The 21,148-nt window shown below is 66.9% G+C and carries 17 protein-coding genes; 12 read left to right on the top strand and 5 right to left on the bottom strand.

What is annotated here, in order from left to right; all coding sequences use genetic code 11:
* Nucleotides 1-57: 57 nt before the first annotated feature.
* A complete protein-coding gene (locus DSAT_RS12200) occupies nucleotides 58-1,179 on the top strand; it encodes an efflux RND transporter periplasmic adaptor subunit (RefSeq protein ID WP_235695960.1) in 1,122 nt (373 codons plus the stop codon).
* Nucleotides 1,180-1,197: 18 nt separating this feature from the next.
* Nucleotides 1,198-4,320: an efflux RND transporter permease subunit gene (locus DSAT_RS12195; RefSeq protein WP_020887830.1), complete on the top strand. Its 3,123-nt coding sequence runs from the start codon at nucleotides 1,198-1,200 to the stop codon at nucleotides 4,318-4,320.
* Nucleotides 4,321-4,428: 108 nt separating this feature from the next.
* Here the strand turns inward: DSAT_RS12195 and DSAT_RS12190 are convergent, their stop codons facing one another.
* Both DSAT_RS12190 and DSAT_RS12185 read right to left on the bottom strand, forming a co-directional pair.
* Nucleotides 4,429-5,619 carry a pyridoxal phosphate-dependent aminotransferase gene (locus tag DSAT_RS12190; RefSeq protein WP_020887829.1) on the bottom strand — a complete coding sequence of 397 codons (1,191 nt, stop codon included), beginning with the start codon at nucleotides 5,617-5,619 and terminating at the stop codon, nucleotides 4,429-4,431.
* A gap of 82 nt (nucleotides 5,620-5,701) precedes the next feature.
* Entirely contained in the window at nucleotides 5,702-7,192 is a 1,491-nt protein-coding gene (locus DSAT_RS12185; RefSeq protein ID WP_020887828.1) for a sigma-54 dependent transcriptional regulator, read from the bottom strand.
* 209 nt (nucleotides 7,193-7,401) lie between these two features.
* On the opposite strand from DSAT_RS12185, the gene larB reads away from it, so the two are divergent.
* The 9 genes from larB to DSAT_RS12140 all read left to right on the top strand — a co-directional run bounded on the left by larB (nucleotide 7,402) and on the right by DSAT_RS12140 (nucleotide 17,352).
* Nucleotides 7,402-8,202 (top strand): nickel pincer cofactor biosynthesis protein LarB, encoded by an 801-nt coding sequence (larB, locus tag DSAT_RS12180; protein WP_020887827.1) that lies wholly within the window; start codon nucleotides 7,402-7,404, stop codon nucleotides 8,200-8,202.
* On the top strand, nucleotides 8,199-9,302 hold the full coding sequence (locus DSAT_RS12175; RefSeq protein ID WP_020887826.1) for a glycosyltransferase: 1,104 nt from the start codon (nucleotides 8,199-8,201) through the stop codon (nucleotides 9,300-9,302). Before larB ends, DSAT_RS12175 begins: the two co-directional genes overlap by 4 nt.
* A 14-nt stretch (nucleotides 9,303-9,316) precedes the next feature.
* The gene (locus tag DSAT_RS12170) at nucleotides 9,317-10,564 is read left to right on the top strand and encodes an O-antigen ligase family protein (protein WP_020887825.1); all 1,248 of its coding nucleotides are present in this window, start codon (nucleotides 9,317-9,319) and stop codon (nucleotides 10,562-10,564) included.
* Nucleotides 10,561-11,208, top strand: coding sequence for a phosphatase PAP2 family protein (locus DSAT_RS12165; RefSeq protein WP_020887824.1), 648 nt, complete (start codon nucleotides 10,561-10,563; stop codon nucleotides 11,206-11,208). Before DSAT_RS12170 ends, DSAT_RS12165 begins: the two co-directional genes overlap by 4 nt.
* A 3-nt stretch (nucleotides 11,209-11,211) precedes the next feature.
* Nucleotides 11,212-12,309: a glycosyltransferase family 4 protein gene (locus DSAT_RS12160; protein ID WP_020887823.1), complete on the top strand. Its 1,098-nt coding sequence runs from the start codon at nucleotides 11,212-11,214 to the stop codon at nucleotides 12,307-12,309.
* Nucleotides 12,310-12,528: 219 nt separating this feature from the next.
* On the top strand, nucleotides 12,529-13,878 hold the full coding sequence (locus DSAT_RS12155) for a protoporphyrinogen/coproporphyrinogen oxidase (RefSeq protein WP_020887822.1): 1,350 nt from the start codon (nucleotides 12,529-12,531) through the stop codon (nucleotides 13,876-13,878).
* The gene (locus tag DSAT_RS12150; protein WP_020887821.1) at nucleotides 13,875-14,948 is read left to right on the top strand and encodes a M24 family metallopeptidase; all 1,074 of its coding nucleotides are present in this window, start codon (nucleotides 13,875-13,877) and stop codon (nucleotides 14,946-14,948) included. The genes DSAT_RS12155 and DSAT_RS12150 overlap by 4 nt, the downstream gene beginning before the upstream one ends.
* Nucleotides 14,945-15,220 (top strand): DUF4911 domain-containing protein, encoded by a 276-nt coding sequence (locus DSAT_RS12145; RefSeq protein ID WP_020887820.1) that lies wholly within the window; start codon nucleotides 14,945-14,947, stop codon nucleotides 15,218-15,220. The genes DSAT_RS12150 and DSAT_RS12145 overlap by 4 nt, the downstream gene beginning before the upstream one ends.
* An 86-nt stretch (nucleotides 15,221-15,306) precedes the next feature.
* Nucleotides 15,307-17,352: a ribonuclease catalytic domain-containing protein gene (locus DSAT_RS12140; protein WP_020887819.1), complete on the top strand. Its 2,046-nt coding sequence runs from the start codon at nucleotides 15,307-15,309 to the stop codon at nucleotides 17,350-17,352.
* A 10-nt stretch (nucleotides 17,353-17,362) separates the two neighbouring features.
* Here DSAT_RS12140 and DSAT_RS14960 read toward each other — a convergent pair whose 3' ends face one another.
* Nucleotides 17,363-17,788, bottom strand: a complete 426-nt coding sequence (locus tag DSAT_RS14960) for a cereblon family protein (RefSeq protein ID WP_152490318.1) — start codon at nucleotides 17,786-17,788, stop codon at nucleotides 17,363-17,365.
* A 228-nt stretch (nucleotides 17,789-18,016) separates the two neighbouring features.
* Here DSAT_RS14960 and plsY point away from each other — a divergent pair, with 228 nt between their 5' ends.
* Nucleotides 18,017-18,643 carry a glycerol-3-phosphate 1-O-acyltransferase PlsY gene (gene plsY / locus DSAT_RS12130; protein ID WP_020887817.1) on the top strand — a complete coding sequence of 209 codons (627 nt, stop codon included), beginning with the start codon at nucleotides 18,017-18,019 and terminating at the stop codon, nucleotides 18,641-18,643.
* A 152-nt stretch (nucleotides 18,644-18,795) separates the two neighbouring features.
* On the opposite strand, the gene hflX is transcribed toward plsY, so the two are convergent.
* Nucleotides 18,796-20,379 carry a GTPase HflX gene (gene hflX / locus DSAT_RS12125; protein ID WP_020887816.1) on the bottom strand — a complete coding sequence of 528 codons (1,584 nt, stop codon included), beginning with the start codon at nucleotides 20,377-20,379 and terminating at the stop codon, nucleotides 18,796-18,798.
* A gap of 93 nt (nucleotides 20,380-20,472) precedes the next feature.
* A complete protein-coding gene (locus tag DSAT_RS12120; RefSeq protein ID WP_020887815.1) occupies nucleotides 20,473-21,072 on the bottom strand; it encodes an MGS domain protein in 600 nt (199 codons plus the stop codon).
* Between the last annotated feature and the right edge of the window lie 76 nt (nucleotides 21,073-21,148).

The following is a 21,148-nucleotide window of genomic DNA, read 5'->3' as shown; positions in this document are numbered from 1 at the left end:
GAAAAGCTGGCTATACCGTTTTGGTCCATTAAACAGGTGTTTAAAAAAATGACGCAGATGCACAGACACGAAATCCTCCCCACGACCGCGCACGCTCCCCGGAACCAGGCTTGGCGGCTCACTCGCCACATCGCTTGGCTGTCCCTGCTCGCCTCGGCCTGGCTACTCCTGACCGCGGCGACGGCGGCGGCCCAGCAGCAAATGCCACCCGCCAAGGTGGTGACCGCCCCCGTCCGCAGTGGAGAGACAGCTCCCACGGCCCAGTTCGTGGGCACGGTCTACTTCAATGAAATGGCCGCCGTGGCGACGGAAACCTCAGGGCTTGTGACGTCCTACACCTTCGCCACGGGCGACCGCGTGCGCCGGGGCCAAGTTCTCGTCTCGCTGGACACGGACGTCCTGGCCCAGGAGTTGCGCGCCCAGGAAGCCCTGCTCGCCCAGGCTCGCCACAACCTGGATCTCGCCCGACGCGAGGACGAGCGCCTGGCGAAACTGTTCGCCACCGGCGCCGTGGCCGAACAGGAGTTCGACGCCAAGCGTTTCGAACGCATGGGGCTCGAACAGCGCGTGACCTCGCTTGAGGCCACAGTCAAGCAACTCGCCCTGCGCATCGAGCGGGCTCGCGTCACCGCGCCGTTCGACGGCGTGGTGCTCTCGCGCTCCGTGAACCGGGGCGAATGGTTGAACCAGGGCCAGACCGTGGCCGAAATCGGCCGCGACGATGTCATGGACGTGGTGGTCGACGTGCCACAGCATGTTCTGGCGCATCTGCCGAACGACTCATCGGTGCATGTCGAGGTCGCCGGTCGCATGCTCGAACCCGCGCGCTTCCGCCTCGTCCCTTCGGGCAACGTGGCCATGCGCACTTTTCCCGTGCGCGCCACGGTCAAAAATCCAGGATTCCTGGCTCAAGGCATGGAAGCCCGCGTGAACCTGCCGACCGGTCCTTCCCAAAAGGGGCTGATCGTGCACCGCGACGCAGTTCTCGCAGTTGGCGGCTCTCCCGCCGTGTGGGTTGCCCGCGACGGCGTGGCCGCCATGGTTCCCGTCGTTGTGCTCGGCTACTCGGGCTTCGACGCGGGCATCCAGGCGAACGGCCTCGAAGAAGGCGAGATGGTCGTCGTCAAGGGCAACGAGCGTCTGCGCCCGGGCCAGCCCCTCGTGGTGGAGAACCCTTAGCCGGGTTGCGGAAACATCATGGACGCCATTCGTTTCGCCATAAACAATCCCGTCACCGTCCTCGTGGGCGTGATCAGCGTGGTCATGTTCGGCCTCATCGGTCTCGCGGGGCTGCCCTACCAGCTTTCGCCGGACGTCACGGAGCCCGAGATCACCGTGACCACCATGTGGCCCGGCGCGACTCCTTACGAAGTCGAACGCGACATCATCGAGGAACAGGAAAAGGTCCTCAAGGGCATTCCAGGGCTTCGCGAAATGACCAGCGAGGCCTTCAACTCGCAGGGCAACATCACCCTGACCTTCGAGATCGGCGTGGGCGTGGACGACGCGCTGTTGCGCGTCTCCAACAAGCTGAACGAAGTGCCGAGCTACCCGGAAACAGCCGAGCGGCCGGTCATCGTGGCCACGGGAGCGAACACCTCGCCCGTCATCTGGATGGTGCTCAAGCCCCTGCCGGAAAACACGCGCGACATCGCCACCTACCGCACCTATCTCGAAAACGAGGTGCGCCAGTACATCGAACGCGTTCCCGGCGTGGCCGACCTCTTCATCGGCGGCGGCACCGACCGCGAGATGCATGTGATCGTCGATCCGCTGCGTCTGGCCGCGCATGGCCTGACCATCGCCGACGTGAGCGCCGTGCTCTCGGGCGAGAACGCCAACGTGGCCGCGGGCATCATGGACGTGGGACGCCGCGCCTACCGCATCCGCTCCGTGGGCGAGTTCGCCTCGCCCGAAGATATCCGCGAAGTAGTCATCGTCTCCACCGGCCAGACCCGCGTGACCGTGGGCGACGTCGCCGAAGTCGAGTTCGGCTACAAGCGCAAGGACACGGCCATGCTCCACAACGGCGCCCCCGGCATCGCCATCGGCGTCAAGCCCGAGCCCGGAGCCAACATCCTGGACATGACTGACGCCGTGGAGGTCGTGGTCCGGGAAATGAACGAGGGACGCCTCAAGGACAACGGCGTCTACCTCGACTGGACCTACGACCAGCGCCCCTACATCACGGGCGCCATCGACCTCGTGCGCCAGAACATCCTCATCGGCGGCGTGCTGGCGGCCTTGGTGCTTCTCGTCTTCCTGCGCAGCATCTCGTCGACGACCATCGTCGGCGTGGCGATTCCCATCTCGGTCATCGGCTGCTTCATCTTTCTCTCCGCCTTCGGACGCAACCTGAACGTGGTCAGCATGGCGGGCATCTCCTTTGCGGTGGGCATGCTCGTGGACAGCGCCATCGTGGTTCTGGAAAACATCGACCGCCACAGAAGCATGGGCAAAAACGCCTTCAGCGCCGCCTACGACGGCGCGCGCGAGGTCTGGGGGGCGGTCTTCGCCTCCGCGGCGACCACCGTGGCCGTGTTCCTGCCCGTGGTTTTCATCCAGGAAGAGGCGGGACAGCTCTTCAAGGACATCGCCATCGCCGTGACCTGCGCCATCTCGCTTTCGCTCTTCGTCTCGGTGCTGGTCATCCCCATGCTCGCTTCCCAGTTCTACAAGCGCGCCAAACCCAAGGATCCGTCAGCGGCGGAGCGGTCGCTCATCGGAAGGTTCGGTCGTCGCGTCGGTGAATTCCTCACCTCCCTGGTGGAGATATGCATCCGGAGCGTCACCTCGCGTCTGGTGACCATCGTGGGTCTCACAGGACTCGCCGTGCTCCTGACCTGGGCCTTCTTCCCCAAGATGGAGTACCTCCCCCAGGGCAACAGAAACCTCATCCTTTCCATCCTCGTGCCGCCTCCGGGCCTTTCGTACGAGGAACGCTTCGCCATGGGCGAGAGCATCTTCGCCCAGGCCGAGCCCCACATGCGCAAGGAAGTGGACGGGCTGCCCGGCATCCAGAACATGTTCTTCGTCTCGGGCGACCAATTCAACATCCTGGGCGCCATCAGCACCGAGGAACAGCGCGCCGGGGAACTGCTCCCGAAACTGCGCGCGTGGGTCAACTCCATTCCAGGCGTTTTCGGCATCAGCCTTCAGGCAGGCATCTTCCAGACCAACATCAGCCAGGGACGAACCATCTCCCTGGACTTCTCGGGGCCAGACATCGATACCCTGGTGGCCGCGGCGGGTGCAAGCTTCGGCCAGGTCTCCCAGGCCATTCCGGGCGCACAGATCCGCCCCGTGCCCTCGCTCGAAATGCTCTACCCCGAGATAGTGCTCACCCCGAACCGCGACCGGGTGCGGGCGGCAAACATGAGCGCCGTGGAACTCGGCCGCGCCGTGGACGTGCTCATGGACGGCCGCAAGGTGGGCGAATTCAAGGAGCCCGGCGAAAAGACCATCGACCTAGTGCTCATGGGCCAGCGCGGCGAGCACCGCACTCCGGAGGATATCCACTCGGCCCTCATCGCCACGCCCGGCGGCCAGGTGGTTCCCGTGTCGAGCCTCGCGCAGCTCACGCGCACCTATGGCATCACCCAGATCCGCCACTTCGAGCGACGCAGGACCATCACCCTGGAGATATCTCCGCCCGAAACCATCCCTCTGCAGCAGGCCATGGACATCATAGACGAACAAATCGTCCCGGCCGTGCGCGGCATGGGGCTGCTCCGGGGAATCGACGTCTCCATGTCCGGCGCGGCGGACAAGCTCACCGCCACCCGTCTGGCCTTGCAGGACAACTTCCTCCTGGCCCTGGCCATCACCTATCTGCTCATGAGCGCCCTGTTCGGAAACTTCATCTACCCGCTCATCATCCTCTTCACCGTGCCGCTGGCCGCGGCGGGCGGCTTCGCGATGCTCAAGCTGCAGAACCTCCTCGTCTCGCCCCAGCCCCTGGACGTGGTGACCATGCTCGGCTTTATCATCCTCGTGGGCGCGGTGGTCAACAACGCCATCCTCATCGTCTACCAGTCCGTGAACAACGTGCGCTACAACGGCATGCAGGGCATCGAGGCCATCATCGACGCCACGCGCACCAGGCTTCGCCCCATCTACATGTCCACCACGACCTCCATCTTCGGCATGCTGCCCCTGGCCGTGGCCCCCGGCCCCGGCTCCGAGCTGTACCGGGGCCTGGGAGCGGTCGTGCTGGGCGGCCTGGCCGTGTCCACCATCTTCACGGTCTTCGTCATCCCCTGCCTGCTGGCTTTTCTCATCGGCATGGAGAAACCCCGAAGCGCCGAAAACGGCGTGTAGCAGACTGTCCCCAAAGCCCCTCTGCGGCGGCGTTGCCGCAAAAATACGAAACGCCCGCTCCGGTTTCCGGGGCGGGCGTTTTTCTGCTGCGAATGCCGAGAGAGCAGGCTAGGCGAAGGCGGCGCGCGCCTTGGCGAAACCCTCGCGGCTGCGCCGGATGACTTCCTCGCCCACGCAAAACGCCAGACGGAAGTAGCCGGGACGGCCGAAGCCCGAGCCGGGCACGGCCAGGACAAGATTCTCCGCCAGGACCCGGCAAAAAGCCACGTCGTCGCCGCCGGGGGCCTGCGGGAAAAAGTAGAACGCGCCCTTGGGCATCTGGAAGGTGTAGCCCGTCTCGCGCAGCACCTCGGCCATGGCCGCGCGGCGCGAAGCGTAGATCGAGGCGTCCACGCCGTAGCCCAGGGCCTTCTCCAGCACCTGCTGGGCCAGGGCCGGGGCGTTCACGAAACCCAGAATGCGGTTGGTCAGCGTCAGCCCGCCGAGCAGGACTTCTTTTTCGGGCATGGCCGGGTTCACGGCCAGATAGCCGATGCGCTCGCCCGCCAGGGAGAGGTTCTTGGAGAAGGAGCTGACCACCACGGAGTAGGGATACAGCGGCAGCACGGGGGGCACGTCCACGCCCTCGTAGACCAGGAACCGGTAAGGCTCGTCAGCCAGAAGGAAGATGGGACGGCCGTGCTCGGCCGACTTCTCGGCCAGGAGGCTGGCCAGCGCTTCGAGGTCCGCGCGCGGATAGACCGCGCCCGTGGGGTTGTTGGGCGAATTGACGAGCACCACCCGGGTCTTCGGGGTGATGGCCCGCGCCAGGGCGTCGAGGTCGAGATCGAATGTCAGATCCTTGGCGGGCGCGGTGACGAACACGCCGCCGAAATTCTGGGTATAGAAGCCGTACTCCACGAAGAACGGCGAGGGCGCGAGCACTTCGTCGCCGGGTTCGAGCACAGCGCGGAAAAAGGCGTTGATGCCTCCGGCCGCGCCGCAGGTGATGATCACGTCCTGCGCGTTCACGGGGCACTGTTGCTCGCGCGCCACCTCGGCCGCGAGCTTGGCGCGCACGGCCGGATACCCGGCGTTGTGCATGTAGCCCACGCTGAAGGGCTGGTCGATGGTCTCGGCGATCTCGCACAGGGCCGTCTTCACGGCCATGGGAGGCGGCAGGTCAGGGTTGCCCAGCGAAAAATCGCAGACCTTGTCCGTGCCGTGCTCGGCCTTGAGCTTCGCGCCTTCCTCGAACATCTTGCGGATCCACGACGACTTGCCGATGTATTCCGCGACCTGGGACGAAAGCAGACTCATGTATCCTCCTTGGATGCGAAAAAATTCCTTGAAGCTCTGCCGTATGGGCGGGGATTCTGCCTTGGCCTTTGCGCGTGGGGCCCTACGGAATCTCCAAGCCCATCTTGCGGTATTCGGCCAGCTTGTTACGCAGGGTGCGCACGGAGATGCCGAGAAGATCGGCCGCCTGGGTGCGGTTGCCAAGTGTCTTATCCAGACTGCGTAAAATCATGCGCCGCTCCAGTTCGTCCAGGGGCAGCACCTCGCCCACGGCGGGCATGTCCGTGCCCGAAATCAGGGAGCCCGCGCCCATGGGAGCGGCTGGGGCGGGCTTCTTGGCCACCTCGGCCGCGTCGGGACCGTCCGCTTCCGCACCCAACATCTCATCGGGAATCTCGAAGGAATCGGGATCGAGCAAGAAATGGCGCGAGGAGATGGGGCCTGCTCCGGCCAGCAACACGGCGCGCTCCATAAGGTTTTGCAACTCGCGCACGTTGCCCGGCCACCCGTAGCCGCGCATCCACTCCACAGCCTCGTCGGAGAAGGCCAGCGCGGGCAGGCCGTAGGCCTTGCAGAAACCGTCCACGAACCATTTGGCGAGCAAAAGCACGTCGTCGCCGCGCTCGCGCAGGCTCGGCAGCTTGAGCGGGATGACATTCAGGCGGAAATAGAGGTCCTGGCGGAACTTGCCCTGCTCGACGTACTCTTCGAGCCTGCGGTTTGTGGTCGCGAGCACTCGCACGTCCACACCGACCGTTTCGGTGCCGCCCACACGGTCGATCTCCCCTTCCTGGAGCACGCGCAAGAGCTTGGCCTGAAGGCCGAGGTCCATTTCGGAAATTTCGTCCAGCAGCAGGGTGCCGCCGTCGGCCAGCTCGAACTTGCCGAGTTTTCTGGCGATGGCTCCGGTGAAGGCTCCCTTCTCGTGGCCGAACAGCTCGGATTCGAGCAGATGCTCGGGCAGTGCGGCGCAGTTGATGGCCACGAAGGGCTGCCGGGCGCGGTCCGAATGTTCGTGCAGAAAACGGGCGAAGCGCTCTTTGCCGGTGCCGGACTCGCCGGAGATGAGGACCGTGGCCTTGGAAGCGGCCACCTGCTTGGCCAGGGCAAGAACGCGCAGGATCGACGGATGTCGGCCGATGATCTCGCCGCTGCCTCCACGTTGCGGTGCGGGCTGGGTTGTCGGCTGGCCGCTCGCCCGGGCCACCTCGGCCCTCCTGCTCGTGGCCGCGGTCAGCCCCGGGCGGGGAAGCACGGCCTCGACCCGTTCCCAGGAGAGCGGTTCGAGCCAGTAATCCCGAGCGCCGAGTTCGAGGAGTTTTCTGGCCTCGTCAGCCGTGCCCTGGTCGGTGAAAACCACCAGAGGCGGAAAGTCTCCCATGGCCGCAGCCGATTCGGCGAGCAGGTTCTCGACCTTGTAGCCCGGCAGCCGAGCGCGGGAGAATACCATGCCCGGATCGTTCTTGCGGATGAAGGCCAGAGCACCACTGAGGTTGTCGGCCAAGCCGACCTCGAAGCCATGTTCGCGCAGACGGTCGAAAAGCCCGGACACGGAAGCGGGCGCCGCGACGAAGAGGACGCTTTGCGCGCTCATCCGGCGTTCCTCGGTCTGTTCCCGGGGCGTACGGAAGCGATCATGATGTCCACCGGCCTCTCGTGGTTCCGCATGCGTCTTGAGGTCATCGCCGACAATCCATACAGACATTTGCCCGTCAGGACAATGCCCGGACCGCCTCCGGGCACGCGCTGCGGGGCAAGATTCCCCGGTTGACCTGCGTCGGTGGCGGATATAGCTTCCCTGCCATGGACGACACCCGCCTGCGCGCGATCCTCGACGACGTCTCCTCGGGCCGCATGGACGCGCAAACCGCCCACGACGCGCTCAAGGGCTGCCGCTTCGCCCCCTACGCCCGACTCGCCGAAGGCATCTGTTTGGACACATCCCGTGCGGCGCGCACCGGCCAGCCCGAAGTCGTTTTCGGCCAGGGCAAGGACGACCGGCAACTGGTCGCGGCCGTGGGCGGGTTGCGCGACGCTGGCCAGCCAGCGCTGGTCACGCGGCTTGATCCCGCGCAGGGTGAGAAGCTGCTGACGACCTTCCCGGAAGGCGAGTACTGGGAGCGGCCGCGCCTCTTTTCCCTGGGCCGCTCCCTGGAACTGGCCGAGCCCTGGCCCGCCTCGGGCGAGGTGATGATCGTCTCGGCCGGGGCGGCGGATCTGCCCGTGGCCATGGAGGCGCTGGGTGCGGCGCGCTTCTTCGGCCTCTCGGCCGGATTCCTGGCCGACGTGGGCGTGGCCGGGCTGCACCGGCTGCTTCAGGGTGTGGAAGCCCTCTCTGTCGCGCGGTTGCACGTCGCGGTCGCGGGCATGGAGGGCGCGCTGCCGAGCGTTCTGGCGGGCATGTTCGGCAAGCCAGTGATCGCGGTGCCCACCTCGGTGGGCTACGGCACCGGCCTTTCCGGCCTGGCCGCGCTCTTGACCATGCTCAACTCGTGCGCGCCGGGCCTTTGCGTGGTCAATATCGACAACGGCTACGGCGCGGCCGCGCTGGCCGCCAAGCTGCTCGCGGCGCTCTCCACTCCTGCCCCGGACGAACGCGCGTGAACGTCTGCTTCGTCAACTCCACGCGGCGCTGGGGCGGTGTCAAGACCTGGACCCTGGACGCGGCCGCACGCCTTCAAGCCATGGGGCACGGCGTCTCCATCGTCTGCCGCGAAGGCACGTTCGCCGACGCTTCGGCCGCGCGCGGCCTGAACGTCTCGGCGAGGCGCTTCGGCCTTGACTACTCGCCGCTCATGATCGCCTTTTTCCTGCACCACTTCAAAATGCACGGCGTCCAGGTCGTGGTTTGCAACGTGGGCAAGGACCTGCGCACCGCAGGCGTGGCCGCGCGTCTGGCCGGACTGCCCGTGGTGCACCGCGTGGGCCTGCCGCGCGACATGCGCGACACGCTCAAGGTGCGCCTCACGCACCGTTTCGTCAGGCCCCGCCTGCTCTCGCCCTGCGAGTTCATCAAGAACGGCATGCTCGCCGAGGTATCCTTCCTCGCGCCCGAGGAGATCACGGTCATCCGCACGGGCAAGGAGTGCGCGGCCGCGCCGCCCGCACCGCGCGACCACGACGGGCCGCGCCGTCTGGTCGTCACCTCGCAACTCAATCCGGACAAAGGGCACGCCGACCTTCTGCACGCCCTGGCCGCGCTCGCGGGCGAGGGGCTGGACTATCGCCTGGACGTCGTGGGCGAGGGCTCGTCCGAACACGCTTTGCGCGAGTTAGGGCGCTCGCTCGGAATCGACGACAGATTGACCTTTCACGGTTTTCAGTCCAATGTCCGGGCCTTTCTGGAACGGGCCGACGTCTTCGTGCTGCCTTCGCGCTCCGAGGGGCTGCCCAACACCCTGCTCGAAGCCATGGCGTTCGGTCTTTTGCCCGTGGCCCGCGACGTAGGCGGATTGCGCGAGGTCTGGCCGACTGCCCTGGCCCCGTTCCTGGCCGATCCCAAACAAGGCGACTCGCTTCGCGGCGACGACCTGCGCGAGCCATTGCGCCAGGCCCTGACATGCGACCCCGAAAAATTCGCCAAGCATCGTCTGGCCGCCTGGCGGGCCTGCCGGGAGAATTTCGATCTCAAGACGCAGAGCAAGCGCCTGGCCGACTGGCTTTCGCAGCTTGCCGGGCAGTCGGCGCACAAGCCAAAGCCCTGAGAAACAGGACGTCGATGAACTTGAAAAACACCGTCATCACCCCGCCGACATCCCGCCGGGAATGGGCAGAGTTGTTCCTGGACATCGCTCGTCTGGGGCTTTGCTTCTACCTGCTGCTGCACCCTTTCGGTATCTCGTTTCGCGAGATCGGCGGCAGCACGGCCACCGTGGGGCTGGCCCTGTACTACATCCTGGACTGGCGCGGCTCGGTGCTCGCACGCTTCCCATTGCGCGCCGTCTTCGCGGCCTTTCTGGCGGTGATCCTCTTCAAAACCCTGCATTCCATGCATCCGTCCCTCAGCCGCTACGCCCTGACTTCGTCCCTGCACGCCACCCTCTTCCTGGGGCTGGCGGCCCTGGAGACGGCCCGCACCTGGCGGCACATCTCCTGGATGGTGGGCTGCATGGCCGCGATGGCCTGCGCCCAGGGGGTGGCCGGGGTCTACCAGTACGTTTTCAACCACGCCTTCAATCCCAGCGATGTTGGCTTTCTGCAAACCCATCGGCTCACTGGCACCATGCATACGCCGCGCGTCGGCAACCTGATGTCGTTGGCCACGCCCGCGATCCTGGCCCTGCCCGCTCTTTTGCCCGCGCGCTGGCCCATGTCCCGGCGCATCGTTACAAGCCTGCTCGTGGCCGCGCCCGCCTTGTTCCTGCTCGTCTTCAGCCACACCCGTTCGGGCTGGCTGGGCTTCGTCCTGGTCATCACCGTCTTCGGCGTGCTGCGTTTCGGTCCGCGAACGCTGCTCGGCGTGGCCGCCCTGGTCGTGTTTTTCCTGCTTGCGAACGGGCTGGGGCGCTTCGATCCCGCAGTGATCGCCGCCGACCAGCGCTGGACCATCTGGGGTGCGGCCATCGAAGTCTTCAAAGCCTACCCGGTCTTCGGCGCGGGGCTGAACACCTACCACGCGGCCTACACCTCCCTGGGCATCGAATTTCCCTTCACGGCCATGCCGCATCCCCACAACATCTACCTGCAATTCCTGGCCGACACCGGCATCGTGGGCTTCACTGTGGCCGTGGCCTTCCTGTTTGGTACGCTGGCCTACATGCTGCCGCCGCTGTGGCGGCGGCGAGGCCGCTACACGCCGCACGGCCTGATCGCCCTGGCCATGGTCTCGGCCTATGCGGGCTATCTTCTCACTGCCGCCACGGCGCACGAATTCTTCCGCACCTGGTGGCTCGGCCTGGCCATGTCCGTGCAGGGGTTGGGCCTGGCCTGCGCCCGCCTTCTGCGTGAAGAGGACGGTACTCCATGACCACGCTTTCCTTTCGGGCCATCTTGGGCCGCTGGCTTTTGTGCTCCCTGCCGCTGCTGGCCATGCTGGCCGCGATCTGGCTCCTGTTCGAGGACGCCACGGCCGCGGATTGGGCATTTCGCGTCCACCGCGACGAGAACCAGTGGGCCAAAACCCTGATGCGGGCCTTCTCCGACTGGGGCAACCCCGTGCTCTACACCCTGGCCGCGCTGTGCCTTTTTCGCGCCTGGAAGAAGGGCGAGAAGCACCGCGTGCGCTACTGGCTGACTTTCGCGGCGTTGCAGATATTCATTTCATTCTTCCTGGTGCGGGTGACCAAGATTGCCCTGGGCTCCCCGCGCCCCGACGCCTCGGACCGCCTGTTCCGGCCCATGACCCTGGACGCCTCGCACCACTCCCTGCCCTCGGGCCACACGGCCGAGAGCACCGGCACGGGCACGGCCTTGGCCCTGGCCTGGCCCCACGCGGCCGTAAGCCTCGCCCTGGGCGTCTTCGTCGGGCTGATTGCCTTTTCGCGCATCTACCTCTCCTGGCACAGCCCTTCGGACGTCTTCTTCGGTTGGCTGTTCGGCTCCATGGCCGGAATTTTCGCCGCAGTGCTGGCCGACGTCCGCTGGTCGCGCCTCTTTTCCCGGAGCGCGTAGGCCGTGCGCGTCATCTACCTGACATCCTCGGAGAGCCTCTCGGGCGGCTCGCGCCAAGCCCTCTACCTGGCGCAGGGGCTGGCCGGACGCGGCCACGAGACCTTCCTGCTCACGCCCGCCGTATCGTCGCTGCCCGACCAAGAGGCGGGCGGCGAGGCCGCCTTCAGGGCCGTGGCCCTGCCCGCGAAGCGCGGCTGCTGGCGGGCGGCCGTGGAACAGCTTTTGCCCGCGCACGACACCCCCTTCGTGCTCCACGCCTTCCACAACAAGGCTTGCAAGCTGGCCTCGTGGTGGGGGCTTCGCTGGCGGCTGGCCAAGCGGCGGGCCGTGGTGGTCCTGAACCGGGGCGTGTGCTACCGGCCGGGCAATCCCCTGCCTTGGTGGTCGCCCGGCGTGGACGCGGTGAGCGTCAACTCGCGCGCCTGCGCCGACGTTCTGGCGCGCATCGGCGCGCCCCGCGCCAAGCTGCGCGTGATCTACAACGGCGTGCCCGAGGGCCGCGTGCGCGCGGGCCGCGAGCCTTTGGCCGTGCGCGCGGAACTCGGCATCGCTCCAGACGCGCTCGTGATCGGCTCCATCACCGGCGACAAGCCGGTCAAGGGCGTGGAGCAACTCGTGCGCGCGGCGGCACTGGCCAAGACAAAGGGCTTGTCCGCCCGCCTGGTGCTCGTGGGCACGAACCCCGCCAAGTGGGGACCGCTGGCGCGCGAGCTGAACGTGGCCGACCTCTTCGCCTTCATCCCGCGCACGCCGCACGTGGCCGACTACCTGGGCGTCTTCGACGCCTTCGTCATCTCCTCGCTCTCCGAATCCCTGCCCAACACCCTGCTCGAAGCCTGCCTCGCGGGCCTGCCCGTGCTCTCCACGGCCGTGGGCGGCATCCCCGAACTGATCGAAGGCCGTGGCATCCTGGTTCCGCCGGGCGATGCTTCCGCTCTGGCCGAAGGACTGTTGCGCCTGGAACGCGACCACGAGGCCCGCGCACGCTTCGCGGCCGCCTCGCGCGAGCTCTCCGCGACCTTCACCATCGAGCGCAAGGTCGATGAGGTCGAGGCCCTGTACCGCGAGCTTCTGGCCCGCCGGGGCTTTTCCGCCGACTGACGCGCCTTTGGGACTGTTGGCCAGCCCGATTTCGCAGGCCGTTCAAAAGGCTCCAGATGCAAGGCACAAGAACAGTTCAAGACCGACGCGTAGCTCCACCTACGCGAGGGTTTGAACTGTTCGCCGCAACGCCGCAGACGGGGCCTTTGGGACGGCCTGCGTTGGCACGCATCGTGCTTTCGTTCACCCGATGAACAATCCTGCCGCAGGGAGGCGCGCGTGACGGTCAAATATCTCATTTGCGGAGCGGGTCCCACAGGGCTCGGGGCGGCCAACCGGCTCATGGAGCTCGGCGAGAACTCCTTTCTGGTGCTCGAACGCGAGGCGTACGCGGGCGGCCTTTCGGCCAGCTTCACGGATGCGAACGGCTTCACCTGGGACGTGGGCGGCCACGTCCTCTTCTCCCACTACCCCTATTTCGACGCCCTGCTCGCCGACCTGCTCGGCGACGACGTGCTGACGCACCAGCGCGTCTCGCGGGTGCGCATCGCCGGGGGCTGGGTGCCTTACCCCTTCCAGAACAACATCCGCCACCTGCCGCCCGAGGAGCGCTGGGAGTGCGTGCGCGAGCTGCTGCCCGGACGACGCCCCGAGATCACGCCCGCGAATTTCCGCGAGTGGTTCGAGGTCGTCTTCGGCAAGGGCATCGCGCGGCTCTTCATGGCCCCCTACAACTTCAAGGTCTGGGCCACCCCGCCCGAACTCATGGATTTCCGCTGGATCGGCGAACGCGTGAGCGTGGTGGGCCTGGAGCAGGTACTGAAGAACATCATCCTGGCGCGCGACGACGTGGCCTGGGGGCCCAACAACACCTTCCACTTCCCGCTTCACGGCGGCACGGGCGAGATTTTCCGCCGCCTGGCCGCCCGCCTTGGGGACCGCGTGCGCTACGGCGACGGGCTCGCGCGCCTGGACGCGGAAAAACGACGCGCGACCACGCAATCAGGCGAGGTCATCGAGTACGAAACGCTGCTCTCGACCATGCCCCTCGACCTCATGGTGACGGACGTCCTGAGCGAGGCCCCAAACGCCGTACGCGAGGCCGCGAAGTCGCTGGCCCACAACTCCGTGCACGTCTGCGGCGTGGGTGTGGCGGGCCTTCGGCCCGACCCCACCTGCTGGATGTACTTCCCCGAGGCGGACTGCCCCTTCTACCGGGTCACGAACTTCCACAACTACTCGCCGAACAACGTGGCCAGGCCCGGCGAGCAGATGGGCTTCATGGCCGAGGTCTCGTCCTCGCCCCACAAGCCTGTGGACAAAGCCGCCGTCATGAAGCATACCGTGCAGGGCCTCGTGAACACCACGCTCATGCGGCCCGGCGAGGCTGAAAAGGCCGTCACCGCCTGGCAGATGGACGTGGAGCACGGCTATCCCGTGCCAACGCTGGGCCGCGACGCGGCCCTGGCCGTGATCCAGCCCTGGCTCGCCAGCCACGCCGTCTTCTCGCGCGGCCGTTTCGGCGGCTGGAAATACGAGGTCGGCAACATGGACCACTCGGTGATGCAGGGCGTGGAATGGGCCGAGCGCATGCTCCTCGGCAAACCCGAAACCACCTACGGCGCATGAACCAAGACATCCACGCACGACGCCGCGACACCGCCCGGGCCGCGCTCGCGGCCGCCGGGCTCGACGCCCTTCTCGTCTGCCACGCGGCCAACCGCTTTTATCTCTCGGGCTTCGAACTGCACGACCCGCAGTGCAACGAATCCGCGGGCTACCTGCTCCTGACGCGGGACGGCAAGGACCGGCTGCTCACGGACGCGCGCTACGAGGACGCGGCCAAGCGCATCTGGGACGAGACCCTCATCCACATCTACCGCGCGCCCAAGTCCAAGGACATCGCCCAGTTCATCACGGGTCTGGGCTACGCAGCCGTGGGCTTCGAGTCGGACGGGCTCTCGCACAAGTCCTGGAGCGAGTTCGAGGCGGGCGGGCTCTCGCTTGCGCCCTCGGGCGGCCTGGTGGAGCACATGCGCCGCATCAAGGACGAGCACGAGATAGCGGCCATGCGACGCTCGTGCGCCCTGACCCACGCCGCCTTCGCGGCCGCGCCGGACATGCTCGTGCCTGGCCGCGACGAGGCCCAGGTCGCCTGGGAACTGGAGAAATACTTCCGCTCCAACGGAGCCTCGGAGCTTTCCTTCGCCACCATCGTCGGCGTGAACGAAAACGCCGCCCTGCCCCACGCCGTTCCAGGGAGCACCAAGGTGCCCGAGGAAGGGCTCGTGCTCGTGGACATGGGCTGCCGCCTCGACGACTACTGCTCGGACCAGACCCGGACCTTCTGGGTGGGCAAGACTCCCTCGGACCGCTTCCGCCACGTGCTGGACATGGTGCGCGAGGCCCAGGAGGCGGCCCTGGCCGTGATGCGCCCCGGCCTGCCCGTGCGTGAGGCCTATCTCGCAGCGCGCGGCCTCTTCGAGCGCTACGGCCAGGAGCGCTTCTTCACCCATTCGCTGGGCCACGGCATCGGCCTGGAGACGCACGAGTCCCCGAGTCTGGGCCCCAACTCGGCGGACGTTCTCGAACCCGGCATGATCGTGACCGTGGAGCCGGGCCTGTACTATCCCGAGTGGGGCGGCGTGCGCTGGGAATACATGATCCTGGTCACAGCCGACGGCATCGAGCGGCTATGAGCAGACGCGCCCCCCGCATCCCAAAGGCCCCGCCGCCGCCCGCGCGCTCGGGCAGGCTCTACGTGCTGCTCGCCAAGGCCGACATCGCGCGTTTCCGCTTCCTGCTCGAAGCGCGCGACAATCTGGCCCTGTTCACCGTGCTCGATCCGCACCGCGCGGCCCTGAAGGTCGTCTTTCCGCCGGACAGGGAGGCCGAGGTCCGCGCCGCCCTCGCCCAGATCGCCACGGAAATCCCCCTTTGCGTGGTCGAGCCGCGCCTCTCCTCGTCTTGACAGCCGTCCCTTCGCTCGGGGGATGACAAGCGCCCCCGCCCGGCGTAAAGAGAAAGGCTCGCGCGCCGCGCGGTAAAGGTGGTTTCATGGTTTTGGGCCTCATCCAGCATCCGAGCCCCGGATGCGTCGTCGAATTCATGCAGGGCAATCAGCCCGTCACGGGCATCGTGATCGAGGAGAAATCCGGGCGGCTTCGGGTCTTCACCCAGACAGGCCGCGAGACGGCCGTGCCCGCCGCGCGGCTCCTGCCCTGGTCCGGCCCGGCCCAAGAGGGCCTTTCCGGCCGAAATGCCATGGAGGAGACGCTCAAGCGTCACGTGGACGAACGCGCGCGCTTGGCCCGGTCGATAGACACCCAGGAACTGTGGGAGCTTGCCCAGGGCGAGGTGGCCTCGGCTCCGGCCGGGTGGTTCGCCGAGTTGCTTGGTCAGGAACCGTCCGTGGACATGGTGGCCGCCGTAGGCCGGGCGCTCATCGAGCAAAAGACCCACTTCAAGTTCCAGCCGCCGCTCTTCCATGTGCTCTCAGCCGAGGACGTGGCCCGCCGCCTAGAGGAGGCTGAGCGGCAGCACATGGTGGAGCGCATCGCCACGGCCGGACGCGATTTCGTCAAGACGCTCTTCAACCTGCCGCCGGGGCAGACGCCACCGACCATGGAAGACGAAGGGCTTGCCCAGCGGCTGCGCGAGGTTCTTCTGGCCCGCATCGGCAACCCCGAGGACCCGGACAGCGAGGCCGTGTGGCGCGAACTGCGCAAGGGCCTGCCAGAGATCGCCCACCTTCCGCTGCTTTTGGCCACGCGGTGGGGGATTGTTCCGCCGCACTACAACTTCCATTTCGATCAGGCGGACTACGACCCAGGCGACGACTGGGCCGCGCCTTTCGCGGAGGACGTCCGACGGCTCACCCAGGCGGTGGCCGAACTGCCGGAGCCAGCGCCAGAGGACACGACCTTCGTGAGCATCGATTCGGCCTCCACGCGCGACATCGACGACGCCTTTATCATCCGCCGCGCGCCGGGCGGCATCGCCCTTTCCGTGGCCCTGGCCTGTCCGGCCCTGGGCTGGGAGTTCGGCGGCGATCTGGACAAGGCCGTGCGCGACCGGGCCACGAGCATCTATCTGCCCGAGGGCGCGAGCAACATGCTGCCTACGGCCCTGGCCACGGACGTCTTTTCGCTCCGCGCCGGGCAGACCCGCCCGGCCCTGGTGGCCGAGTTCCTGCTCTCCGAGCACGGCGCGGTGCTCGCCAAGGAGTTTCGTTTCGCGCCGGTGCGCGTGGCCGAAAACGCGACCTACGAGGCGGCCGAGCAGTCCATCGAGGACGAACCCGAGGGCCGCATGGCCCTGGCCCATTCCCTGGCGCTGGCGTTGCGCGAGCGGCGTATCGAGCGCGGCGCGGTGATCATCGAGCGGCCCGACCCCTCGATCACGCTCACGGGGTATCCGGAGAAGACCGAAGTTCACGTCGAGGAGGGGCGAGGCGCTCCCAAGGCACAGCTTCTGGTCAGCGAGTTCATGATTCTGGCCAACGAGGCCTGCGCCTTGTGGGCCCAGGAGAAGGACATCGCGCTCTTGCACCGCACCCAGGACGTGGCCTTGCCGCGCGAGTTCGCGGGCGTGTGGGAAGACCCGGTGGACATCTTTCGGGCCGTGAAGCAGATGGGCCCCGCGCTGCTCGAAGTCGAGGCCAAGCCGCACCGCGCGCTCGGGCTTGCCGTCTATGCGCCAGTGACCTCGCCGCTCAGGCGCTATCCGGACCTCGTCAACGCGGCCCAGGTGCTCTCGTTCCTGACCACGGGCACGCCGCGTTTCGACGCGGAGGAGCTTTCGGCCAAACTGCCGCGCCTGAGCGCCAGACTCGACGCGGCCGCCCAGGTGCAGCGCTACCGGCCGCGCTACTGGAAGCTCACGCACATCAAGCAGCACCCCAAACGGCTTTGGCCCGCCGTGGCCGTGGAAGACTGCGGCCAACTCGTGAACTTCGCCCTGCCCGATCTGCAGATATTCGTGCGCGCGCCAAAGAATCTTTGCGGCGACAAGTTCGTGGCGGGCCAGCGCTTCTCCCTTGTTTTCGGCAAGGTCGATCCCTTGAGCAACGAAATCCGCGTGACCGAGGCCCTGGCCGAGTAGCGGCCCAAGCTCAATATTCGGCCAAGCGGGACAGGATCAGCCCCCAGAAGCGGAAGCCTTCGAGCGAGGAGAAGCGCCAGCCCAGATGTGCCTCGCAGGAGCGGCAGATGGCCACCTGCCAGGAGTGGCCGGGAAACCATGAGAACTCGGCCATGAACGGTCCCTCGCCACGCGCCCCGAACACGCCCCTGAAACAGCCGATCTCGAAGACCAGCCCGGCCGGATTGGCGAAGACGTGGGCGTGGCGTCCGCCGATCTGGACGCGCGCCGTGACCTGCGCCAACCCCAGGCCGCAGGCGGCGCAGCGGATCAGCCGCTCCTCGCCCTCGCGCACTGGGCGTTCTTCGTCGCCGAGCACGGGCGCGCCGGGCAGCGTCGGGGCCTCGCGCAGGAGCCGAAGAGGCCCGGCCAAACCCACAGTCGGCGAAATCCCCACTGCCATCGCCCCTTGCACGCGCGACCGCGCCCAAAGCTCCGGGTATGGCGTATGCGGCCCATGTCCCATGGCTCCATCTATGCCACATCCAGACGGCGCTGCAAACGGCCCGGCCACGGGGCGCGCCCGCATCCGAACGCAACGCGCACCCCAGGCTTGCGGGGCGCGGGCTTTTGCGTCAGGATGCGGCGCGGGCAACGGCCCGACGCCCCTCGCGAAGGAACGACCATGATTCTCAATCTGGCCTGGCTGATCATCACCTACGTGCTGTGCTCCGTGCCCTTCGGGGTCTTCATCACCCGCGCGGTCTGCGGTCTCGATCCGCGCGAGCACGGTTCGCGCAACATCGGCGCGACCAACGTGGCGCGGCTGTGCGGCGCGCGCTACGGCGTCGCGGTCCTGGCCCTGGATCTGCTCAAGGGCTTCTTCTGCGTCTGGGTGGCCACGACCTTCAACGACGGCTGGCTCTATCTCTCGCTTTGCGCGCTGGCGGCGGTGCTCGGCCACATGTATTCGTGCTTCCTCTCGGGGCGCGGCGGCAAGGGTTTCGCCACGACCATCGGGGGGTTTCTGGCCCTCGCCCCTCTGACCACGGTCCTGTCCGTGGCGCTTTGCATCGCGGTCATCGTGCTCTCGGGCTTCGTTTCGCTCGGCGCGCTGATGTTCGGCGCGGCCCTGCCGGTGCTGCTGCTCCTGGGCGGCAATGTGGCCTTCGTGCCTGCGGCGCTCGTGGCTATGCTCTTCTTGTACTGGAAGCACCGGGATAACATCGAGCGGCTGGCGCGCGGCCAGGAGAACCCCTGGCGGCGCAAGAAAGGCGACTCTGACGAGCCCGACGAACCCGAGGTCGAGTAAGCAGCCCCGCGCATTTTTCCAGCTCGTCCGGATGACGCCGGGAGGCCGGATTTCCTTTCCGGCTTCTCCCTCAACACCTCGCACGCGCATTTCCCTTTTGAAACGCGACTGGCTCCGGGACGAAAAACGCCCCAACGGGCACGCCTCGCCGTCTAGCTGATGGTTACGGTCTCGATGGGCTGGCCCATGGCGAGCATGTCCAGGATGGTCCGCACGAGCGGCTCCAGGCTCTCGCGGTCGCGGGCCGAGATGGGCACGGCCTGCGGGAAGGCGAGCCGCATGTCGCGGCGCGCGTCTTCGTCGAGGGCGTCCCACTTGTTGAGCGCCAGGATGCGCGGCAGGTGGTCGAGCTCCATGTCGTGCAAGATCGATTCCACAGCCTCGATCTGCTCGAAGGCCTCGGGATGCCCGGTATCGGCCACGTGGACCAGCAGGTCGGCCGATTCGAGCTCTTCGAGCGTGGCCCGAAAGGCCTCCTGCAACTGCTTGGGCAGGCTGCGAATGAAGCCCACGGTGTCGGTCATGATGATCTCGCGCTCGCGCGGGAAACGGATGCGCCGCGAAGTGGGGTCCAAGGTCGCGAAGAGTTTGTCCTCGGCCAGTACCGCCGCCTTGGTGAGGGTGTTCAAAAGCGTTGACTTGCCCGCGTTGGTGTAGCCCACCAGGGCCACCACGGGCACCTCGGCCTTGGCCCGTCGCGTGCGCCGCAGGCCGCGCCGCTTCCGCAACTCGGCAAGCTCGCGCTTGAGCCGGGTGATGCGCTCGCGCACGCGGCGACGGTCGATTTCGAGCTTGGTCTCGCCCGGCCCCCGGCCTCCGATGCCACCCATCAAACGCGACAATGCCTCGCCACGCCCCACGAGGTGCGGCAGGCGATACTGCATCTGGGCCAGCTCCACTTGAAGCTTGCCTGCGCTGCTTTTGGCGTGCTGGGCGAAGATGTCCAGGATCAGCTGGCTGCGGTCGACGACCTTGCGCTCCGTGGCCTCGCCGATGTTCCGAAGCTGCGCCGGGGTCAGCTCGCAGTCGAAGACGATGAGGTCTGCCCCGGATTGCAGGGCCAGCACCTCGAGTTCGGCCAGCTTGCCCTTGCCCAGGATGGTGCGCGGATTGACCTCGTGCACCCGCTGCGTGAGCGTGGCGGCCACGGTAAGCCCGGCCGTCTCGGAAAGGGCCGTGAGCTCGCGCAGACTCGCCTCCTGCTGTGTCCGGGAGTCACTTGAAACGTGCACCAAAAGCGCCCTGCCCTCACGGCCCACGCCCCGCGCTGCTCCGGGGGCCGCGCGGGCCGCGTCGCCCCGGGCGAGTTCGTCCTCCAGGGCCTGGGCCATGGCCGCGAAATCCGTGGTCTCCCGGTCGAAGCGCACCAGCGGGCCCACGTCGTAGCCCTTGCCTCCGCCGCCGGGCAGAAGGTGCGCGTGCTGCACCTGAAGCGGCGCGCCGTCCGGACTCACGGTCAACACCTGCACCGAGTCCAGGCGCAGAAAGACCATGTCCATCAGGTCTTCCTCGGAAAGGCCGTCTGGCCCCAGGTGGGTGTGCACCAGACGCAGGCCGCGCAGACGGCCGCCCGTGGCGCGCACACGGCCCAACTCCGGGATCATGATGGAGGAGGCCTGGCCCACAATGACCATTCTGGGCCTGCCCTGACGGTCCACAAGCAGACCGATCTGGCGGCCCATGCCGTGCGAGAGCACGGCGAGCTCGCGGGCCTGATCGGGCGAAAGACCGCCCACTGCGGGCAGCCTGCGACCGTAAAGACGTTGCAGGGCCTTTATCTGACTGGGCTTGAGCCCGTCGGTATGACCAAGGACTTTGTCGGCTATGGCCTACACCTCGTGCTGGAACAGGTAATCCGCGATCAAGGCGTCGTAGCGGCTGATGCGGCGGAATGTCTCGGCGGCCATCTCGCGGCGAAGCCCCAGCCCCACCTTCATGCCGTTTTCGGAAAGCTCCTCCATGATCCGCTTATAGAACGCGGGATCGGGAACCACAAGCACGGAATGAAAGTTCTTGGCCGAGGCCCTGAGCATGGTCGGACCGCCCACGTCGATCTGTTCCACGGCCTGCTTGAGTTCGAGTTCGCGCCTGGCGGCGTCGGCGAAATCGTAGAGGTTGACGCAGATGAGGTCGAACGGCGCGATGCCGAGTTCGGCAAGAACGGCCAGATGTTCCGGGTTGTCCTTGTCCGCCAGGATGCCCCCATGGATGTGCGGGTGCAGGGTCTTGACGCGGCCGTTCATGATCTCGGGAAAGCCCGTCACTTCGCTGACGCCGGTGACCGGCAGGCCTTCCGAGGCGAGCAGCTTTTTGGTGCCGCCCGTGGACACGAGCGTTGCCCCCCGGTCGACCAGAAAACGGGCGAAATCGGCCAGTCCGGCCTTGTCCGTGACGCTCAAAAGCGCCCGGTTGATGGGCAGCATGTCCATGCGAGAACCCCCTTCGTGCGTTTGGGCGGAACATGCCCAAATCAGGGGCCAAAGGCAAGACGCGCCTCGGCGCCGT

The organism is Alkalidesulfovibrio alkalitolerans DSM 16529, assembly GCF_000422245.1.
In the GTDB taxonomy this organism is placed as follows: Bacteria; Desulfobacterota; Desulfovibrionia; order Desulfovibrionales; family Desulfovibrionaceae; genus Alkalidesulfovibrio; species Alkalidesulfovibrio alkalitolerans.
The sequence above is the reverse complement of the archived record's forward strand: the minus strand, read 5'-3'. Positions and strand labels throughout refer to the sequence as shown.